The organism is Halobacillus sp. ACCC02827 (genome assembly GCF_030291935.1).
Lineage (GTDB): Bacteria > Bacillota > Bacilli > Bacillales > Halobacillaceae > Halobacillus.
In genome coordinates, this window is the sequence record NZ_CP128168.1 from 2,604,245 (window position 1) to 2,621,239 (window position 16,995).

A 16,995-nucleotide genomic window follows, 5' to 3' on the forward strand; every position below is an offset into this window, starting at 1 on the left:
GGATGTGCGGTTTTTTGTGATCCTTTTATCCATTAAATCGGCAATAATCTCCTGCGATATAGGCGAATGATGCACTCGATAAAGAATCTGGGCAGCTTTTTAGGCATGTAAGGCTTCACATAATACGTCTCATACGCTTTCTTCAAATCACGCCAATGCGGGCAGTCCTGCTCCTGTTTAAAGCGGACGACATCGATGACTTTCACTTTCCCCGATGATGTGAGCAGCATGTTTTTTAAATGAATATCAGAAGGGTTCAGACCTAAGCTGCAGGCGAACAGAAGCGCTTCTTCCACCTGCTTGACCATCTCTGCAGTGATGGGTACACCGCTCACAAGACAGTCATAAAAGGTCATTCCTTCCAGATATTCCATAACGAGATACCCTTTTCCCTGAGAAATAAAAAGAGGGAACATCTCACTGTTATTTAAACTTTCATAAACCTCCGCTTCCACTTCTGCAAGTTCAGCGAACTCCGGATAAAAAACTTTGACAGCTGTATTAGAATCCTGAACATGGAATACGGCAGCACTTCTTCCCTGCCCAACACACCGGAATCCTTCCGGTATATTTGTGATCCTGCCATTTTCAAAGACAACCTCTCTCACTTTATCCTCTATCTTCATCACAAGGAATCACCTCTATGAAAAAGCATCTTTATTACCTCCATTATACCAAAATGAAGAATAAAACATGTTACTTTTACTCAAAACTATTTGACATTGATAATCATTATCAATTATATTGAATATAACTTCTCGAAGGGAGACCTAATTATGGAAGGCACATTGTTTGTTTATAAACCTTTTCGTTACGAGAAAGGAAATACTGACTGTTCCTGTCACGAAATTATCCGGTTCCAGCACGGTGATCTGTTACATATTGCCGGGGACCCGTTCTATGTTGATTCATTAGGATGGTACATCGCCGTTCAGAAGAACGATTCTTCTCCTTTCTATATGGCCGCACATTTTATTGATGATTTATACGAGAAACAAGCGTTATATACGAAGATGGACCTGACACTCGCTATGAACTACCACAAATACAAAGTGAATGAAGCGCTGGACAGGAAAGAGAAAGAAGTATTCCTGCAACATTCCAAAGCTTTCGACCGTTTCAAAGCTCTGCACCCGGAATTCACACCAGTGCTGAAGGAGTGATAGAGTGGCGCGTATCTTGATCTGTTATGCAAGTATGTCTGGAAATACGGAAGAAATTGCGGACATCATCCATTCCCACCTTAAAAATGACTATGAAGTGATTATGAAGGAAGTTGAAGAAACCGAAATTACCGAACTCCGTGATTTTGATTGTGTATTAATCGGTTCCTACACTTGGAACGACGGGGATCTACCATATGAGGTGGAGGATTTTTATGAGGAGTTGTCAGAGAATGACCTGAGAGAGGTGCACGGAGCAGTCTTCGGTTCCGGTGACAGGATCTATCCACAGTTCTGTGAAGCCGTTCACTTGCTGCAGGCACAGTTGAAAGCAAACGGAGCAGCCATTATTCAAGACGGCCTGGAAATTGAAATGACTCCCGACTCGGAAGAAGATGTCAACAAATGCAAGGTATTTGCAGAACGCGTCTCTCACTATCTCATGAAAGTCGGCGTATAACAAAAACGGAAGAGGTCCGCACCTCTTCCGTTCGCTGTTTTATTTTTATTCTTCTGTATTCTTATGCTGAAGCTCCATTTGTGCCCGGCGGATCATCTCTTTAACCATTCCTCCACCTATTCTCCCGCCTATACGACCGGCATCTTTTGTAGACAAATCACCGTTCCCTTTTTCTCTCAAAGGAATACCCAATTCTTCCGCCACTTCAAACTTCGCTCGGTCTGCGGTGCTGCTTCTTGTTACTTCTTTCTTCAGTTGATCCAGTCCAGCTCTCGCTTCTGGAACTAATATCCGCTTTCTGTTTGGCATATTCTCACCTGTGATTCTTTCCGCGGATTTTCTCTCCATGGTGGCTGATTAAATGACCTTGATCATCGACTTGGTCTATTTCCGCTTCTATCGTGCCTTCCGTCAACGTATCGGAAACCTGCTCCTCTGTCACAGCCAAACCGCTGCTGTCTTCTTCCTGTGAAGGACGTTCTTTTCTCTTGTTTGTCATCCCTTTTCCCTCCTTGTTTTCCATAGCTTCCGCTAAAAGTTCAGAAAACATTCCATGGTTCCTCCCCCTGATTTCTCCTCTTATAAAAATTCTGCAAACCCTCATACTAATTACGGAGGTGTATAGAAATGAGTAACAAAAGTAACGCTCACAAAGGAGTCCGAAAAAAGACCGTGAACCCTCAAGGCATGTCAGAGGATGCAGCAGATCAACGTCCTGACTCCCAACTGGAACAAAAAGCGAAAAAAGCAAATACAAAACGATAAAAAGCTGACCCTTACAGGTCAGCTTTCTTCAGGAAGAAACTTCGAAACAAGTTCCTGGGAGTTTTCATCATCGTAAAGCGCGTAGATAGATTGTGACAATCGAATCGGATCCCCGAAAAAGAAACGCTCGTAAAGCGTCTGTCTTGCTCCAAAGCTGCTCATTGTCATATCCCACGCCAGACGGAATAACGCGACGCGTTCCTTCCCTTTTACGTCCACACCCTGTAAATAATGGTTTAAACGTTCGCCTGTTTCAGAAAGGAATTCTTTCTCCTTTGGAATCGACATTAGACCGCTTGCTCCCAACAACTGCACAATTTCAGAGAACCTGGGATAGAATTCCTGAAAGTTGTTGATCGCTACGTACAACGGCTGGCGGGAAGGAACCATGATACCCGTAGCATCTACTTCTGCTTCCTGTTCCGACAGCAGCAGGAGCGCCTTCTGTGTCTGTACTCCTTTTACAATTTCCACTACTTTGCTCTGCACGTGCTGGTATTCTTCGATGTTGATTGTATCGACAATCCGCTGAGCAATGCCCAGCATGAATTCTGATTTCACCACCTGCCTCGAAACAATTTGGTGCAAGGTAAACGGTACAAACTTTCCTTTCACGTACATCTGGGTCGCAGCTCTTAGATTGTCATGAAAGAAAACACGCTCCCATGGTACGATGACGTCGTCGAACAAAACGATGGTATCCATTTCTGCATATTTGGAAGAGAGCGGGTAATCGAAGGCAGAACCTGCGCTGGCAAAGGATTCCCTGCATATGAACGTCAGTCCCTTTGTGTCACTAGGTATAGAAAAACCATAGGCGTGAGAATTATCCACGGCGCCGGGAGCAGAGAAAACAATCAATTCATCTGTCATCCCGCCCTGTGTAGCCAACAGCTTCGCTCCTTTCATTACTAATCCTGCTTCCGTACGGTCCACAATTCTGGCATTCGTGACATCTTCTTCAAGGAAAGCAAGTTTTCCTCTGTTGCTCTGAGGATTCACAAACGTATGAGTGAATGATAAATCGTTCTCCCGAGCATATTCATAAAAACGAAGCAGACGTTCCGGATAACAGTTTTCTTCTCCGTCCAGAAGATCGACCGAAGCGGCGAAGGCTGCAAGCACAGTGTTCATATAATCAGGGCTTCTGCCCAATACGCCACCGGTGTGCCTCGCCCAATGCTGGACCATCGTCCGCCTTCTCTCCAAATCCCCCCGCGATTTCGGTATTAAATAGGAAAGTCCGATCGCATTTCCCGAAGTTTCTGATGTATAGGTTAATGTATCCTTCCAATCAGGATGGTGTTGTAAATCGTATAGTTCGGACTGCGTTTGGATGACGCCCCGGAAAGCCGGATGTTCCGAAATCTTACCTTTCAAGCGTCCGCCTTCCATCCGTACGTCCGTCTTCATAGCATCCAACCGCCGTTTATACTCCTCGCCTGTTATTACCGGCATGATATCACTCCATGTCTTTGCACAGATTAAATATGTTGATACCCTACCATATTAAATAAACGAGAAGATGTGCCTATGTAAATAAGAAAGAACACAAACATCTGCTTAACCAAGCAGATGTTTGTGTTTCATACTCACCTTTTCGCTATCGGCTCTTCTGTGAATTGCTCTGCCTCTGTGGAACCTTTCCAAGCGGTTGTCGAAGAAGTGCCTCCTGTTATTACCTGAGCGACTTCATCAAAATAGCCGGTTCCCACCTCCCGCTGATGCCTTGTAGCAGAATAACCGTGAACTTCACTGGCGAATTCCGCCTGCTGCAGTTCAGAATAAGCCGCCATTCCTCGATCTTTATATTGCCTGGCAAGCTCGAACATTCCATGATTTAAAGAATGGAAACCGGCAAGGGTAACAAACTGGAACTTATACCCCATTTCGCCAAGCTGTTCTTGAAAGTGTTCTATCGTCTCGTCTTTCAGCTTTTTCTTCCAATTAAACGAAGGAGAGCAGTTATAAGCAAGCAGCTTTCCGGGATACTGCTCATGAATCGCATTCGCAAACCTTCGCGCTTCCTCCAAGTTCGGTTCCGATGTTTCGCACCAGATCAAGTCCGCGTAAGGAGCATAAGCAAGCCCCCTGGCAATGGCCTGGTCAATACCTGCTTTTGTTTTAAAGAATCCTTCCGGTGTCCGTTCTCCTGTCAGGAAGGCTGCGTCTTCTCCGTCAATATCGCTGGTAATCAACTCTGCAGCATTCGCATCCGTTCGAGCAATAATGATGGTTGGGACCCCCATCACATCTGCGGCAAGCCTTGCAGAGATAAGGTTTTTCACAGCTGTCTGCGTCGGTAAGAGCACCTTTCCACCGAGATGACCACATTTTTTCTCGGAAGAAAGCTGATCTTCAAAATGGACAGCCGATGCTCCCGCTTCAATCATGCCTTTCATTAGCTCAAAAACGTTCAGCTGCCCTCCAAATCCCGCTTCCGCATCAGCGACAATCGGAGCAAACCAATCAATAGAGTTATCTCCCTCCATATGGTGGATCTGATCAGCCCGTTGAAGCGCCTGATTGATTCTCTTCACCACTTGCGGAACGCTGTTCGCAGGATACAGGCTTTGATCCGGATACATATGCCCGGAAAGATTTGCGTCCGCCGCTACCTGCCATCCACTAAGATAGATCGCTTTTAAACCTGCTTTTACCTGCTGCATAGCTTGATTTCCTGTCAAGGCTCCAAGAGCATGAACATATCCATCTTCCTTCAACATCCCCCAAAGCTTATCAGCACCTCTTGCTGCAATGGTATGTTGAATATCCAAGGACCCGCGCAGTTTGATAACCTCTTCTGCTGTATACGGTCTATTGACACCCTTCCACCTATCCTCATTTTCCCATGTCCGCTGCAAACGCTCCGCTCTTTCCTTCATAACCTCTCATCTCCCTTATAATTTTTCATAAGCTTTCCAAGTCAGAAACTCTTCCAGTTCCTCCTGCTCTGCCCACTCATCAAACAAATCCCCGGCTTCTTCAAACCGCCCTTTCTTAAATACATCTTCGCCCACTTCCCTGCGAATCGTATTCATTTCTTCCTCTTTCAGAGAATGATACAACGCAAGTGTTATCTTACGTCCATCCATAAGCACTCCTCTTGGATGACGAATCCACTGCCATACTTGAGCTCTCGAAATTTCTGCCGTAGCGGCATCTTCCATCAAGTGGTGAATTGGTGCCGCACCTCGCCCTGACAGCCAGGAAGCAACATATTGAATGCCTGTATTTATATTCAGCCGGAGCCCACCTTCGGATATATCGCCTACAGGTTCTTCCAACAACTGTTCTCTTGTGATCGACTTCCATTCATCCTGCCTGTCGATTTGATTATTGGAAGGCATATATTTGTTAAAAACATCCATGGAAGTCTGTACCATGCCCGGGTGGGCGACCCACGTCCCGTCGTGACCATCCTTCACCTCTCGCTCCTTATCCTTCCTGACTTTTTCAAAGGCAAGTGCGTTTAGGTTTGCATCATCTCTCACGGGTATTTGGGCAGCCATCCCTCCCATAGCATGAATCTTTCTTCTATGACAGGTTTGAATAGTCAGTTGGGAATAAGCCCGCATAAATGGCACGGTCATTGTAATAGTGGACCGATCCGGGAGGACAACATCCCGGCTTTTCATCTTCTTCAAGTAGCTGAAAATATAATCCCAGCGCCCACAGTTGAGACCTGCTGAATGTTCTTTCAGCTCATAGAGAATTTCATCCATTTCAAATGCTGCCATGATCGTTTCAATCAGCACCGTCGCTTTCACTGTCCCACGGCTTATGCCAAGGAATTCCTGCGCAAATAGAAATACATCGTTCCATAATCTTGCCTCCAGGTGACTTTCAAGTTTCGGCAAATAAAAATAAGGGCCGGACCCGTCTTGGATGAGCTTCCTCGCATTGTGATACATGTAGAGACCAAAATCTACGAAGCTTGCCGCCATCGGTGCCCCGTTATACAACAGATGCTTTTCATCCAAATGAAGGCCGCGCGGTCGGACCATGAGAACGGCCGGATGTTCATGGAGCTGGTAAACTTTACCCGATTCGTTCGTAAATCGTATATCCCGATTCACCGCGTCCATTAAGTTGATCTGCCCGTTTATCGTGTTTGACCAAGTCGGAGAATGGGCATCTTCGAAGTCGGCCATGAAAACTTTTGCTCCTGAATTCAATCCGTTAATGATCATTTTTCTGTCTACGGGCCCTGTCATCTCCACACGACGATCCTCTAAATCCTTCGGGACCGGACTTACTCTCCAATCAGATCTTCTTATGGATTCGGTCTCTTCAAGAAAGTCAGGAAGCTCTCCTTTCTCCAGAAGAGCCTCCCTTTCCCTCCTCTTTTGAAGCAATTCCTGTCGTCTGTCATTAAAACGTTCATGGAGCTGTTGTAAAAATTGCACAGCACCATCGGAAAGGACTACTTCAAAACGCTCCTCCATGAGCCCTGTACAGGATATTCCCGACAATTCTATTTCCATCCTTCTCCCCCTCAACTGTAATAAAACATTAAATTAATTTTATGATTGTTATATAACAGAAAGTGCATGCTATTCCTCTTTCTTAGAAAGGCAGCGATCACATTCCATCATATAAGTATAGATATGTCCTTCCACGTTACTACCACACTGCGGACAAAGGGTACCGGTTTGTTTCTTCTGCTTATTCATTATAATTCCTCCTCTTTTATAACAGATTGTATTTTGTTTATCTGTTATGTAACAGTTTATATTCGGTTGATGGATTATGCAACCCTTTTTTTGAAGAAATTTCTATTTAGGCATTTCCACACAAAAAAGCGATCCCTTAAAAGGGACCGCTCAATCAGATAAATGTCGGACGCAGTTGAAGGTGTGGCACAGCCAGTTTCCGTCTCGCCACTCCAGTTCGGTCAATGATGTATTATCCAGATTCCCTTCCACACCTTCCACTTCTTCTGCTTTCAACCAGTTCCCAATCCAGCCTCCGTGTGTGACGACGATCACCCGTTTTCCTTTTGACTTATTTAATAGAGCGGCCATAAAGTCTTGCGTACGCTCCATGATCTTATCCGGCTTCTCTATTCCAAGGTCGATCCCTCGCCATTCTTTCCCCCAGCGGGCCACCCGCTCTTCTTCCGTCGTTCCTTCGATTTGACCGCCGTCCACTTCTTTAAGCCTTTCATCGGTATAAAAAACGGGGGCACCGACGCTGTCCTGAATAATTTCGGCAGTTTCCACTGCCCGTAATAACGGACTGGCACATAGAACATCCCATTTCTCCCCTTTGAGTCGGGCGGCAAGCATCCGTGCCTGGGCTTTCCCTTCTTCATCCAATGGGATATCCGCCGACCCTTGTGCCCTCTTTTCTTTATTCCATGAGGTAACACCGTGTCTAATTAGTAATACCTTCAATTGGACTGCTCCTCTCTGTAAATAAAATAAGGGATCGTCTGAACAACGATCCCTTGTCTAGGTTTATTCCAAATCTAAATCTGTTACCGCACCTTTTGCAGAAGAAGAGACGAGACGGGCGTACTTGGCAAGAACCCCGGATGTATGCTTGGGCTCCGGTTTCATCCACCCCTGTCTGCGACGTTCGAACTCTTCTTCGCTGAGATCGACATTGATCTGCTGCGTGTCACTGTCAATGGTGATGATGTCACCGTCCTGCAGAAGACCGATCGGTCCACCTACATATGCTTCCGGAGCCACGTGTCCGATGACGAACCCGTGGGATCCTCCGGAAAAGCGTCCATCTGTCATTAAAGCGACTTTCCCATTTAAACCTTTCCCGACAATCATCGCTGTAATAGACAGCATTTCCGGCATTCCAGGTCCGCCCTTTGGTCCTACATTGCGAATTACGATCACATCTCCGGCTTTTACTTCATCATTAACGATAGCTTCTGTCGTTGCGTCCTCTCCGTCAAAGACACGGGCAGGCCCTTCAAAGCGGCTGATCTTCTGACCGGACATTTTTGCAACAGCGCCTTCCGGTGCCAGATTCCCCTTCATGACAACCAATGGGCCTTTAGGTTTAATCGGTTTATCAAACGGTACGATGACCTGCTGGCCTTCTTTCAAAGAAGGAACCTCCGCAAGGTTCTCTGCCACCGTTTTACCTGTTACTGTCAGACAATCCCCATGAAGCAGCCCTTCTTCAAGAAGAAGCTTCATAACTGCAGGTACGCCACCCGCCTCGTAAAGGTCCTGCATGACGTATTTACCGCTCGGCTTCATATCAGCAATGTGAGGAACTTCCTGTCTGACCCGCTCAAAGTCATCCAGCGTCAAGTCGACACCGGCTGAATGGGCAATGGCCAGCAGGTGAAGAAACGCATTGGTGGATCCCCCAAGAGCCATAACGACGGTAATAGCGTTCTCAAACGCTTCTTTTGTCATAATGTCTCGAGGATAGATATCTTTCTCCAACAGTTCAATGACCAATTCTCCAGCCTGTTTACATTCTGATTCTTTATAGTCATTCACTGCAGGCGTAGAAGAAGAACCTGGAATACTCATTCCAAGAGCTTCCACGGCTGAAGCCATAGTATTAGCTGTGTACATACCTCCACATGCACCGGCGCCTGGACAGGCATGACACTCTACTTTGTGCAGCTCTTCCTCTCCGATTGTTCCTTCGTGATATTGGCCGACTGCTTCGAAAGAGGAGACGATATCGATGTCTTCACCATTCAATTTACCCGGCTGTATGGTTCCTCCGTATACATAAACGGAAGGAATATTCATTCTACCAATGGAAATAAGACACCCCGGAGTCGTCTTGTCACAGCCTCCTATAGCAACGATACCGTCTAGACGCTCGGCATTCGTTACGGTTTCAATGGAATCTGCGATCACTTCACGACTTGGAAGGGAGTAGAACATTCCCTCATGTCCCATAGCAATACCATCTGCAACGGTAATCGTATTGAATATCATCGGTGCGCCTCCGTTATCGCGCGCCCCGTCCTTGGCTTCCCGTGCCAATTTATCTATATGTACGTTACACGGAGTCACTTCACTCCAAGTACTGGCAATACCAATCATCGGCTTTTTGAAATCTTCGTCTGTAAATCCGACTGCACGCAGCATCGAGCGGTTTGGAACTCTGTTTACACCTTCACTGATGACTTTACTCTTTATCCGTAAATCTTTTTTTGTCTTCTCCAATGCTGACACCCTTTCCATCCTGGCTTATGAATTTCTTGTCGATTTTTCTTATGAAAACAACTTACCATGATGATACTAACAAGAGCATGAAATGGCAATGACTTTTCAGAAAATAACGAACTTTCAGCATTGGTTAAGCGCTTTCTTCTTCCGAAAAAAATGAAAAAAAGCCTGCTGTCAAAAGCAGGCCTTCTCAACATTACAAACTCGCAGGTTCGAACGTCTTACAATCTGTTTCTTTGCTGTCACTGGCTTTCTTTCCTGAGCGGCTGACGACAAAAATTTCATCTGCACCACAGGCTTTGCCGTCCCGGTTGTGTACACAGTTGCGCACTTCGCATCTGACATCAAGGGCCATCTTACACACCTCCCTTACAGACATAGATTGCCTTGTGTGCACACGCCTATTCGTGCCAAATACGCCCAAACAAATTCCTACCCAACTACTACGGTCATTTATGTTAGAATAAATATCGTGATTATATCGCTTATTGAACGTTTCCTTATCGCCCTTCATAAACTGGTAGGAGAATAAGTGCGCTTTGGAACGAATGGTTTGGAAGGAATACATCTCAAATAGGAATGGTGTTTTTTTATGAATAAAAAGGAAAAGCTGTACCATAAACTTTTGGATCTCGTGAAAGAAGACAATGTAAAAGTCGACGAGATGCTCAAAGATCATCTATATACGAAGCTTGGAGGGAAGGCGGACTTCTTTATCACTCCGACGACTTTCGAGGAAGTGCAGCACGTCGTCCGGTTGTCCAACGAGGAGGATATTCCCCTGACACTCCTGGGTAATGGATCTAATTTAATTATTAAAGACGGCGGCATTCGCGGCATTGTAATCAACTTGAAGCATCTGGACAACATTTCTTCTGAAGGCGGCGTTCTTGTCGCACAGAGTGGAGCACGAATCATTGATGCCTCCCGCCTCGCTTTGGAGGAGAAATTGTCCGGTTTAGAATTCGCCTGCGGCATTCCAGGTACCGTCGGAGGAGCCTTGTATATGAATGCAGGAGCCTATGGCGGGGAGGTCAAGGATGTGCTTGACTACGCCTACGTTGTTGACAAAGAAGGAAACCTCGTGAAACGACTCGCTTCCGAGCTGGACCTTGATTACAGGACCAGCAATATTGCTGCAAACGGGGACATCGTAGTAGAAGCGACGTTCCACTTAAAACCTGCGTCCTACGAAGAAATCAAAGAAGTCATGGACGACCTGACTTACAAGCGTGAATCGAAGCAGCCGTTGGAATACCCTTCGTGCGGAAGTGTATTCAAACGTCCGCCTGGATATTTCGCAGGAAAGCTGATTCAGGACAGCGACCTTCAAGGTACGAACATCGGTGGAGCGGAAGTTTCCAAGAAACATGCCGGTTTTATCGTCAATAAAGATAATGCATCCACCTCCGATTATATCTCCCTCATCGAGCACGTACAGAAAACAGTGAAGCAGAAGTTCGGCGTGGAATTGGAAAGGGAAGTACGGATTATCGGAGAAGATAAAGAATAAAAAAAGAAGGCTGTGCAGCTGCACAGCCTTTTTTCTATTATTTCCACACCGCTACAAGTTTTCCATTAACGTGTCTCTCAGACAGCCTTTCCAGTGCAGCCGGAACTTCTTCCATGGCAACAGTATCCTTCAGCATTGGAGAGAGTTTCTTATCGGCAACGAATCGGAGCATAGCATCTCCCATCATACCGAGATCTTTTCTTGCTTCCCGACCAGCTTTATGATTGGCAGCCAATGCCACTTCATGATAAGAAACGACACTGGTGAACGGCTTAACCTTTGTGAAATCAGGTGCACCCGCTATATAAACGATATGCCCCATATAGGCAATGGAATCAAGAGAGGCCGTTGCATTATCCCGGCTGACCGTATCAATAACCGCATCCACCCCTCGTCCCTCTGTCCATTCCATAATCTTGGTATGAACATCTTCCTGACGATAATCAATGACTCCATCAGCCCCTAAAGAACGGACATATTCATGGTTGTGTTCCGATGCTGTCGTATAAACGGTCTTGCCTGCCATTTTGGCCAGTTGAACAGCGAATCCACCTACTCCTCCAGCCCCGGCGTGAATCAAGAGAGAATTCACACGATCTAAAGGAAGCTTCCGATGGACAGCCTGGTAAGCCGTATATCCAGCGGTAGGAAGAGCAGCCGCTTCAGCAAAAGACACTCCCGACGGAATGCGGGACAGAATATCCGCATCTGCTACATCAAATTCCGAGTATCCTCCGCTCGTGCGCAGATCCCCGTGATAGACGACCGGGTCTCCAACTTTCCATCCTTGTACATCCTCTCCGACCCCGGCAATCGTACCCGCAACGTCCAACCCGAGAATATGAGGATAACTCCATGCCGGGTTGCCGTTCGTACCTGTTTTATAGTCCACTGGATTCAGTCCTACCGCCTGTACCTCCACCAGTACTTCTCCATTGCCAGGATCCGGGGTAATCACTTCTTCTATCTGCATCTCACGCCATTTATTTTTATTCTTAAGAACCAATGCTTTCATGATGACACTCCTTTATTTAACATTCACACTTTCATCCTCTATACTAAAACAGATGCCGGTCTGCGGACAAGAAGGCACTTTTCCGTAACGTAGTTACCAGACAGTAACATAGGCGGTTTATTTGGAGGAATGAATATGAAGAAATTACAACCGGAATATACATGCGCCATCGATCTCGTCATCGATATCATTGGAGGGAAATGGAAGGTGCTTCTGTTATGGAACTTGAACGAGGGTACGAAGCGTTTCAACGAACTGCAGCGATCCGTGCCGGGAATCACACGTAAGATGCTGGCACAGCAATTAAGGGAATTGGAAGAACACGGCTTGGTGGAACGCACTGTTTATGATGAGGTACCCCCGCGGGTAGAATATACAACGACAGATCTCGGCCGCGGTCTGCAGCCTGCTTTGTACGCGATGTGCCGCTGGGGTGATGAGTACGCAGAGGGCCACGGAATTCAAATGAACAGGTGTTGGACGCAAACGGATTTTATAAAGGAACAGAACTAAAAAAGGAGGCCCTGTTACGGCCTCCTTCTTTATCACGCCTCATACTTCACTCAGGTAAGAAATAAAATACTTAGGACATCCATTTCGGGGGAGTATTCTTCTCCCAGAATACCTCACCGATTTGATGGTGCTTAACAAATTGATCATCTTTCAAATGGTAATGGAAATTGAACCAGTACCCTTCGCCCGGCCGTTTATCTCTGCGGACATGGAATCTGGCTATTTCTTCTTTTGTCCGTTGGTTATATACATTAAATATCTTCTCTCCATAGCCTGCTGTCGGCTCTTCTGTTATCTCCAAATATGGTACTTCTTCATCCCCGGCGTTCACCAAAAGATCTGTGACGACCTCTTCTATTTTCGGAAGAATCTCCGAAGTCATATCAGCGTCCACTTTTTCAATAATTCTTGGTCCCATCTTGATCACCGTCTGTGATTTCGCAGACTCCGTTAATTGTTGAATACGCTGCTCTGATGTCTGCGCTTCGAACGGCGGTGCGTCTAAATCAAGTTCTTCTTCGGAAAGAAGGCCGCTCTGTTCTTTAATGGACCCTTCCCCTCCGATATGTTTCTTCTCTGCAGCATCTGCATCTATATGAATGGGAGGGACATACATCCCCAATGTCATAACGGATATAAGAACAACGAATATTCTCTTCATCAACGGTTTCATTGCATTTACTCCCTTTTATGTAATCACTTATTTATAATTGTATACCATTTTCAGACAGCTTGTCCATACATGCGCTGAAATCGCTTCCAAAATACTATGCATCATTTACTATTCATGAATACAGCCAGCTTGGGAATCCATAAGATGTACCAAGATCTTAAGGAGGATGGATCCATGAACGTAACTCAAAACCAAGCCCAACAACAGGCGCAAATGCCGACGAACCATACGAGCCAGGCCCACGGAGGGCATGAGCTGTTTGACGCTCATGAAGTCATTGCTGGAATCATAACGATGCTCGACCAGTATCAAATGTACGACCAGCATATAAAGGATCAAGAGTTGAAGGATATTTTAAAGCGTCAGGAAATGTTCGTCACTCAGCTCTATAATACCATTGTGGAAAGCTTCCGCAGCGGACAGGATCCATCTGTAGACACACAGCAGTATAAAATGCAGCAGAGTAATGAAGTCGTCTATGGTATCAAGCCTGGGCAACCGAAAAAGCCGAATCAGTCTGTCAATGATCTTTCGGAGAATGGTCTTTCCGCCTATATGCTCGGCCAAACGAAAGGACTTGCAACACTCCTTTCTATGACCGCGCTTGAGATGACAAACCCCGTTCTTCGTCGTGTCATCGCAGACAGCGTTCCCAACTTCATCGAAATGAGCTATGAGATTTTTCTTTATCAGAACAAACATGCCTATTACCAAGTGCCGCAGCTGCAGCAGCAGGACATGAATCAAATGCTGCAAAGCTATACGACGGTGCAGTCCCAAAACCAAATGCACTGATCTACAGGAAAGAGATCCGGCTGCCCGGGCCTCTTTCCTCTTTCATATGTTGAAAAGAAGCATCGTATAATAGAAACAACCGCTCCCATAAAGGAGGAATTGGATGTTTTTCAGTTACATACTACTCGGCATCTCCCTATCCGCTCCCCTCGGTCCTATTAACGCCGCCCAGTTGGACAAAGGAGTTCGTTACGGTTTTCTCCATGCATGGCTTGTCGGAATCGGAGCGATGGCAGCAGATGCCCTGTTTATGCTGCTTATTTATCTTGGACTGGCCCAGTATGTCGATTTCCCTCTTGTTAAGAGCTTCCTCTGGTCGTTCGGGGCTTTCGTTCTTCTCTATACGGGAGTGGAAAGTATCCACTCCTCCGGAGGGTGGAACGAAGAGGAGCACATATCCGGCAGCTCGAAAAGGAAATCGTTTCGGACAGGCTTCCTTATGGCCCTGACAAATCCTTTGAACATTCTGTTTTGGATGGGGATTTACGGTTCCATTCTCGCCGAGGTTTCGTCCAGATATGATGACGCAGAGATACTTCTATACAGCGGCGGCATATTTCTCGGCATCATGTTATGGGACATCCTGATGGCACTCGCCGCATCCGGCGCACGCCGTCTACTCACCGGACGACTGCTTCGCGGCGTATCCATTACGTCCGGAATCATGCTGATGGGCTTCGGAGTGTATTTTGGCTTTCAAGCATACCGAATGATTTTCGGATAGACAAACACCCGCATTCTCCTCCTTCCATACGATAGGTATGTATCCCCAGGAAGGAGCGCGCTTGTTTATGCTTTACAGAAAAACAGAACTGGAGAATGCTCCGGAACGAACCACTTGGCAGTCTAAAGCCTTCACAAGCTTTTCCGAAATGATGCTCTCCAGAGAGAGCCCCTATCCATGTGTTCCCGGTATCCAAGGATTCAAAGAGGATATGCTGCGGTTCGCATTTTTATCCGATCCAAGCGGATCCGCTGCGCCGGAAACACTTGGACAAATTTTAAAGCAATACGGAACAATTTCAAGAGAAACGGGTGATTACGCTTCTCTTGTCGTTTTGTGTGAGCCTTGCCTCCATTCTTATCAAATCAAAGATTATGAGTCATTGTTCTGGAACCTTCTAAATGAATGTCACGCTGCGGACAAAAGAGAATGGCCCGAACATATCCCACTTGATCCATCAGATCCTGCCTGGGAATTCTGTTACGACGGAGAGCCTTACTTCGCTTTCTGCGCGACTCCCGCTCACGAACGAAGGAAGAGCAGACACTTTCCTTATCTGCTTCTCGCCTTCCAGCCCCGCTTTGTATTTGAAAAAATAAACGCTTCCACTCCGCTAGGGAGAAAACTGCAGAATGTTATCAGGAAACGTCTTTCTATTTATGATGACCTCCCTATCCACCCTTCCCTTAAGTGGTACGGAGAAGAGAATAACCACGAATGGAAACAATATTTTCTAGCAGAAGAGAATACCTCGCCTTCTAAGTGCCCTTTTATGGCAATGAAACAGAAATGGAACAGTCTCCGATCATGACTTCATGATCGGAGACTGTTTTTGCTTTATATAGGTGGCAATTGCGATCACAATGAGAAACAGCAGACTTACATAAAAGCCGGTTCTTGCAATCTTTTCAAGAAGTGTACCTGTCACCGCGGACAATAGAAGCAGGAGACCGGTTGTAACCCTGATCTTGGCAAACCATGCCCGAGCCATTAATTTATAATAAGAGAGGAGGATGAATGCCCAGTTATAAAGAAGGAGCAGTCCCGCAGCCGTGGTGATATACTCGAAGATCGTCTCAGGCAGCCAGACGGCGAGAATAACCGAAGCGGCGACCACGATCACAGTAAGCAAGAATGCTGCTCCGGAAACCCTTCCCGATTTCTCTTCCTTAAACCGAGCCGGAGCATCCCCCTCCTCACTCAAAGTCATTAACATCGTAGTGACAGCATACAGCGAGGCGACCATCGTCGAAAATCCGGCAACAATCAAAAGACCGTTGAAGATATCAGGGACCAACGGAAGGGAGAACGTCTTCAAGGCCGAAAGAAAAGGACTCTCATCGGGCGATATCGCTGCCCACGAAACAATCTCCATAACCAGCCAGAACCCCAGAATATAGAGGACCGTCAACGCAAGAAGCATCCACTTACCCGACCTTAATGCGTCCTTGGGATCTTTTAATTCCTTTGCCATCAGCCCCATCACTTCTATTCCACCAAAGGCATAAAAACAAAAGATCAGAGCTGCCCATATCCCGTTGAACCCCTGCGTGAAAAATTCTTCCAGCGGAGAGGAAAGGGTTTGTCCGGCGGATTTCTCAAAGCCCCCGAAGAGAGCGACAATCGCTAAGATAAGAAACATGACGAGTGCTGCCAATTTAATCAGCCCGCATATATTCTCAAGTTTCTCAATTAATTGTGTACCGATCCACAACACACTCAGACCAAGCACCGCGAAACAGGCCGCACACAACCAAAGAGGCACATTCGGGAACCAGAACCTGGCGAATATTGCTAAGGCAGTTAATTGACTCCCCATAATAAGCATTTCGGAGCACCAGTACAGCCAACCGTTCCCAAATCCCGCCCACGTTCCAAATGCCTGTTTCGCATACGTACGGAAGGACCCTTTCTCTGGATGGTGTGCCGTCATAGAAGCAAGGGCGTGAAAAACGATATAGGTACCGATTCCGGCTGCCAGATAACAAACAAGGACCGACGGCCCGGCCAGTTCTATCGCTATGCTTGACCCTAAGAAAAATCCTGTTCCGATAATACAGCCCACGCCTATGAAGGACATCTGCCACCAAGTCAGCTTTCCATCCACGGTTTTCTCCCCCTTTTTATTTCTTAGTCTTAGGGGAAATGAGAAGTTTATGTAAACGAATGGATAAAGCACGTAGGGACAAACTAAATTTAAAAATGACCAGG

At 46.3% G+C, this 16,995-nt stretch carries 20 protein-coding genes; 8 read left to right on the top strand and 12 right to left on the bottom strand.

Features of this window, described 5'->3' with window-relative positions:
• Positions 1-32: 32 nt before the first annotated feature.
• Positions 33-626, bottom strand: a complete 594-nt coding sequence (locus QRD89_RS13855; RefSeq protein ID WP_008635778.1) for a hypothetical protein — start codon at positions 624-626, stop codon at positions 33-35.
• A gap of 150 nt (positions 627-776) precedes the next feature.
• Between QRD89_RS13855 and QRD89_RS13860 the strand changes: the two genes are divergently transcribed.
• Both QRD89_RS13860 and QRD89_RS13865 read left to right on the top strand, forming a co-directional pair.
• The gene (locus QRD89_RS13860; protein WP_008635780.1) at positions 777-1,163 is read left to right on the top strand and encodes a hypothetical protein; all 387 of its coding nucleotides are present in this window, start codon (positions 777-779) and stop codon (positions 1,161-1,163) included.
• A gap of 4 nt (positions 1,164-1,167) precedes the next feature.
• Positions 1,168-1,623 (top strand): flavodoxin, encoded by a 456-nt coding sequence (locus QRD89_RS13865; protein WP_286095481.1) that lies wholly within the window; start codon positions 1,168-1,170, stop codon positions 1,621-1,623.
• A gap of 45 nt (positions 1,624-1,668) precedes the next feature.
• Here the strand turns inward: QRD89_RS13865 and QRD89_RS13870 are convergent, their stop codons facing one another.
• Together QRD89_RS13870 and QRD89_RS13875 are read right to left on the bottom strand one after the other, a co-directional pair.
• The gene (locus tag QRD89_RS13870) at positions 1,669-1,932 is read right to left on the bottom strand and encodes an alpha/beta-type small acid-soluble spore protein (RefSeq protein ID WP_026578251.1); all 264 of its coding nucleotides are present in this window, start codon (positions 1,930-1,932) and stop codon (positions 1,669-1,671) included.
• A gap of 4 nt (positions 1,933-1,936) precedes the next feature.
• The gene (locus QRD89_RS13875; RefSeq protein ID WP_235601492.1) at positions 1,937-2,122 is read right to left on the bottom strand and encodes a YozQ family protein; all 186 of its coding nucleotides are present in this window, start codon (positions 2,120-2,122) and stop codon (positions 1,937-1,939) included.
• Between the two features lie 128 nt (positions 2,123-2,250).
• On the opposite strand from QRD89_RS13875, the gene QRD89_RS13880 reads away from it, so the two are divergent.
• Entirely contained in the window at positions 2,251-2,388 is a 138-nt protein-coding gene (locus QRD89_RS13880; RefSeq protein ID WP_201029310.1) for a hypothetical protein, read from the top strand.
• Positions 2,389-2,406: 18 nt separating this feature from the next.
• Here QRD89_RS13880 and hpaB read toward each other — a convergent pair whose 3' ends face one another.
• The 6 genes from hpaB to QRD89_RS13910 form a co-directional block, all read right to left on the bottom strand.
• The gene (gene hpaB / locus QRD89_RS13885) at positions 2,407-3,846 is read right to left on the bottom strand and encodes a 4-hydroxyphenylacetate 3-monooxygenase, oxygenase component (RefSeq protein ID WP_062514206.1); all 1,440 of its coding nucleotides are present in this window, start codon (positions 3,844-3,846) and stop codon (positions 2,407-2,409) included.
• A 134-nt stretch (positions 3,847-3,980) separates the two neighbouring features.
• Complete coding sequence (gene aceA, locus QRD89_RS13890) at positions 3,981-5,273, bottom strand: isocitrate lyase (protein ID WP_286095487.1); 1,293 nt, start codon at positions 5,271-5,273, stop codon at positions 3,981-3,983.
• Between the two features lie 15 nt (positions 5,274-5,288).
• Positions 5,289-6,875: a malate synthase A gene (gene aceB, locus QRD89_RS13895; protein WP_286095489.1), complete on the bottom strand. Its 1,587-nt coding sequence runs from the start codon at positions 6,873-6,875 to the stop codon at positions 5,289-5,291.
• 339 nt (positions 6,876-7,214) lie between these two features.
• Positions 7,215-7,787 (bottom strand): histidine phosphatase family protein, encoded by a 573-nt coding sequence (locus QRD89_RS13900; RefSeq protein ID WP_026578249.1) that lies wholly within the window; start codon positions 7,785-7,787, stop codon positions 7,215-7,217.
• A gap of 63 nt (positions 7,788-7,850) precedes the next feature.
• Entirely contained in the window at positions 7,851-9,566 is a 1,716-nt protein-coding gene (gene ilvD / locus QRD89_RS13905; protein ID WP_035388336.1) for a dihydroxy-acid dehydratase, read from the bottom strand.
• Positions 9,567-9,747: 181 nt separating this feature from the next.
• Positions 9,748-9,906: a DUF1540 domain-containing protein gene (locus QRD89_RS13910; RefSeq protein ID WP_286095494.1), complete on the bottom strand. Its 159-nt coding sequence runs from the start codon at positions 9,904-9,906 to the stop codon at positions 9,748-9,750.
• Between the two features lie 237 nt (positions 9,907-10,143).
• Here QRD89_RS13910 and murB point away from each other — a divergent pair, with 237 nt between their 5' ends.
• Positions 10,144-11,064, top strand: coding sequence for a UDP-N-acetylmuramate dehydrogenase (gene murB, locus QRD89_RS13915; RefSeq protein WP_286095496.1), 921 nt, complete (start codon positions 10,144-10,146; stop codon positions 11,062-11,064).
• Positions 11,065-11,101: 37 nt separating this feature from the next.
• Here the strand turns inward: murB and QRD89_RS13920 are convergent, their stop codons facing one another.
• Positions 11,102-12,079, bottom strand: coding sequence for a zinc-binding dehydrogenase (locus QRD89_RS13920; protein ID WP_026578247.1), 978 nt, complete (start codon positions 12,077-12,079; stop codon positions 11,102-11,104).
• Positions 12,080-12,214: 135 nt separating this feature from the next.
• Between QRD89_RS13920 and QRD89_RS13925 the strand changes: the two genes are divergently transcribed.
• Positions 12,215-12,592, top strand: coding sequence for a winged helix-turn-helix transcriptional regulator (locus QRD89_RS13925; protein ID WP_008634136.1), 378 nt, complete (start codon positions 12,215-12,217; stop codon positions 12,590-12,592).
• A gap of 70 nt (positions 12,593-12,662) precedes the next feature.
• Here QRD89_RS13925 and QRD89_RS13930 read toward each other — a convergent pair whose 3' ends face one another.
• On the bottom strand, positions 12,663-13,265 hold the full coding sequence (locus tag QRD89_RS13930; protein WP_286095500.1) for a YpjP family protein: 603 nt from the start codon (positions 13,263-13,265) through the stop codon (positions 12,663-12,665).
• A 174-nt stretch (positions 13,266-13,439) separates the two neighbouring features.
• On the opposite strand from QRD89_RS13930, the gene QRD89_RS13935 reads away from it, so the two are divergent.
• The 3 genes from QRD89_RS13935 (at position 13,440) to QRD89_RS13945 (ending at position 15,595) form a co-directional block, all read left to right on the top strand.
• On the top strand, positions 13,440-14,060 hold the full coding sequence (locus tag QRD89_RS13935; RefSeq protein ID WP_286095501.1) for a spore coat protein: 621 nt from the start codon (positions 13,440-13,442) through the stop codon (positions 14,058-14,060).
• Positions 14,061-14,163: 103 nt separating this feature from the next.
• Positions 14,164-14,784 carry a LysE family transporter gene (locus QRD89_RS13940; RefSeq protein WP_008634130.1) on the top strand — a complete coding sequence of 207 codons (621 nt, stop codon included), beginning with the start codon at positions 14,164-14,166 and terminating at the stop codon, positions 14,782-14,784.
• 67 nt (positions 14,785-14,851) lie between these two features.
• Positions 14,852-15,595, top strand: a complete 744-nt coding sequence (locus QRD89_RS13945) for a YqcI/YcgG family protein (protein WP_286095503.1) — start codon at positions 14,852-14,854, stop codon at positions 15,593-15,595.
• Here QRD89_RS13945 and QRD89_RS13950 read toward each other — a convergent pair.
• Positions 15,590-16,891 carry an amino acid permease gene (locus QRD89_RS13950; RefSeq protein ID WP_286095505.1) on the bottom strand — a complete coding sequence of 434 codons (1,302 nt, stop codon included), beginning with the start codon at positions 16,889-16,891 and terminating at the stop codon, positions 15,590-15,592. The genes QRD89_RS13945 and QRD89_RS13950 overlap by 6 nt on opposite strands.
• Positions 16,892-16,995 lie beyond the last annotated feature (104 nt).

Excerpts from the sequence above, each read along its gene's own strand:
- QRD89_RS13860 (WP_008635780.1), top strand. The coding sequence starts at position 777 with ATGGAAGGCACATTGTTTGTTTATAAACCTTTTCGTTACGAGAAAGGA.
- QRD89_RS13945 (WP_286095503.1), top strand. The coding sequence starts at position 14,852 with ATGCTTTACAGAAAAACAGAACTGGAGAATGCTCCGGAACGAACCACT.
- aceA (WP_286095487.1), bottom strand. The coding sequence starts at position 5,273 with ATGAAGGAAAGAGCGGAGCGTTTGCAGCGGACATGGGAAAATGAGGAT.
- hpaB (WP_062514206.1), bottom strand. The coding sequence starts at position 3,846 with ATGCCGGTAATAACAGGCGAGGAGTATAAACGGCGGTTGGATGCTATG.
- aceB (WP_286095489.1), bottom strand. The coding sequence starts at position 6,875 with ATGGAAATAGAATTGTCGGGAATATCCTGTACAGGGCTCATGGAGGAG.
- QRD89_RS13910 (WP_286095494.1), bottom strand. The coding sequence starts at position 9,906 with ATGGCCCTTGATGTCAGATGCGAAGTGCGCAACTGTGTACACAACCGG.
- QRD89_RS13940 (WP_008634130.1), top strand. The coding sequence starts at position 14,164 with ATGTTTTTCAGTTACATACTACTCGGCATCTCCCTATCCGCTCCCCTC.
- QRD89_RS13855 (WP_008635778.1), bottom strand. The coding sequence starts at position 626 with ATGAAGATAGAGGATAAAGTGAGAGAGGTTGTCTTTGAAAATGGCAGG.
- QRD89_RS13870 (WP_026578251.1), bottom strand. The coding sequence starts at position 1,932 with ATGCCAAACAGAAAGCGGATATTAGTTCCAGAAGCGAGAGCTGGACTG.
- QRD89_RS13875 (WP_235601492.1), bottom strand. The coding sequence starts at position 2,122 with ATGACAAACAAGAGAAAAGAACGTCCTTCACAGGAAGAAGACAGCAGC.
- QRD89_RS13930 (WP_286095500.1), bottom strand. The coding sequence starts at position 13,265 with ATGAAACCGTTGATGAAGAGAATATTCGTTGTTCTTATATCCGTTATG.
- murB (WP_286095496.1), top strand. The coding sequence starts at position 10,144 with ATGAATAAAAAGGAAAAGCTGTACCATAAACTTTTGGATCTCGTGAAA.
- QRD89_RS13880 (WP_201029310.1), top strand. The coding sequence starts at position 2,251 with ATGAGTAACAAAAGTAACGCTCACAAAGGAGTCCGAAAAAAGACCGTG.
- QRD89_RS13925 (WP_008634136.1), top strand. The coding sequence starts at position 12,215 with ATGAAGAAATTACAACCGGAATATACATGCGCCATCGATCTCGTCATC.
- ilvD (WP_035388336.1), bottom strand. The coding sequence starts at position 9,566 with ATGGAAAGGGTGTCAGCATTGGAGAAGACAAAAAAAGATTTACGGATA.
- QRD89_RS13935 (WP_286095501.1), top strand. The coding sequence starts at position 13,440 with ATGAACGTAACTCAAAACCAAGCCCAACAACAGGCGCAAATGCCGACG.
- QRD89_RS13920 (WP_026578247.1), bottom strand. The coding sequence starts at position 12,079 with ATGAAAGCATTGGTTCTTAAGAATAAAAATAAATGGCGTGAGATGCAG.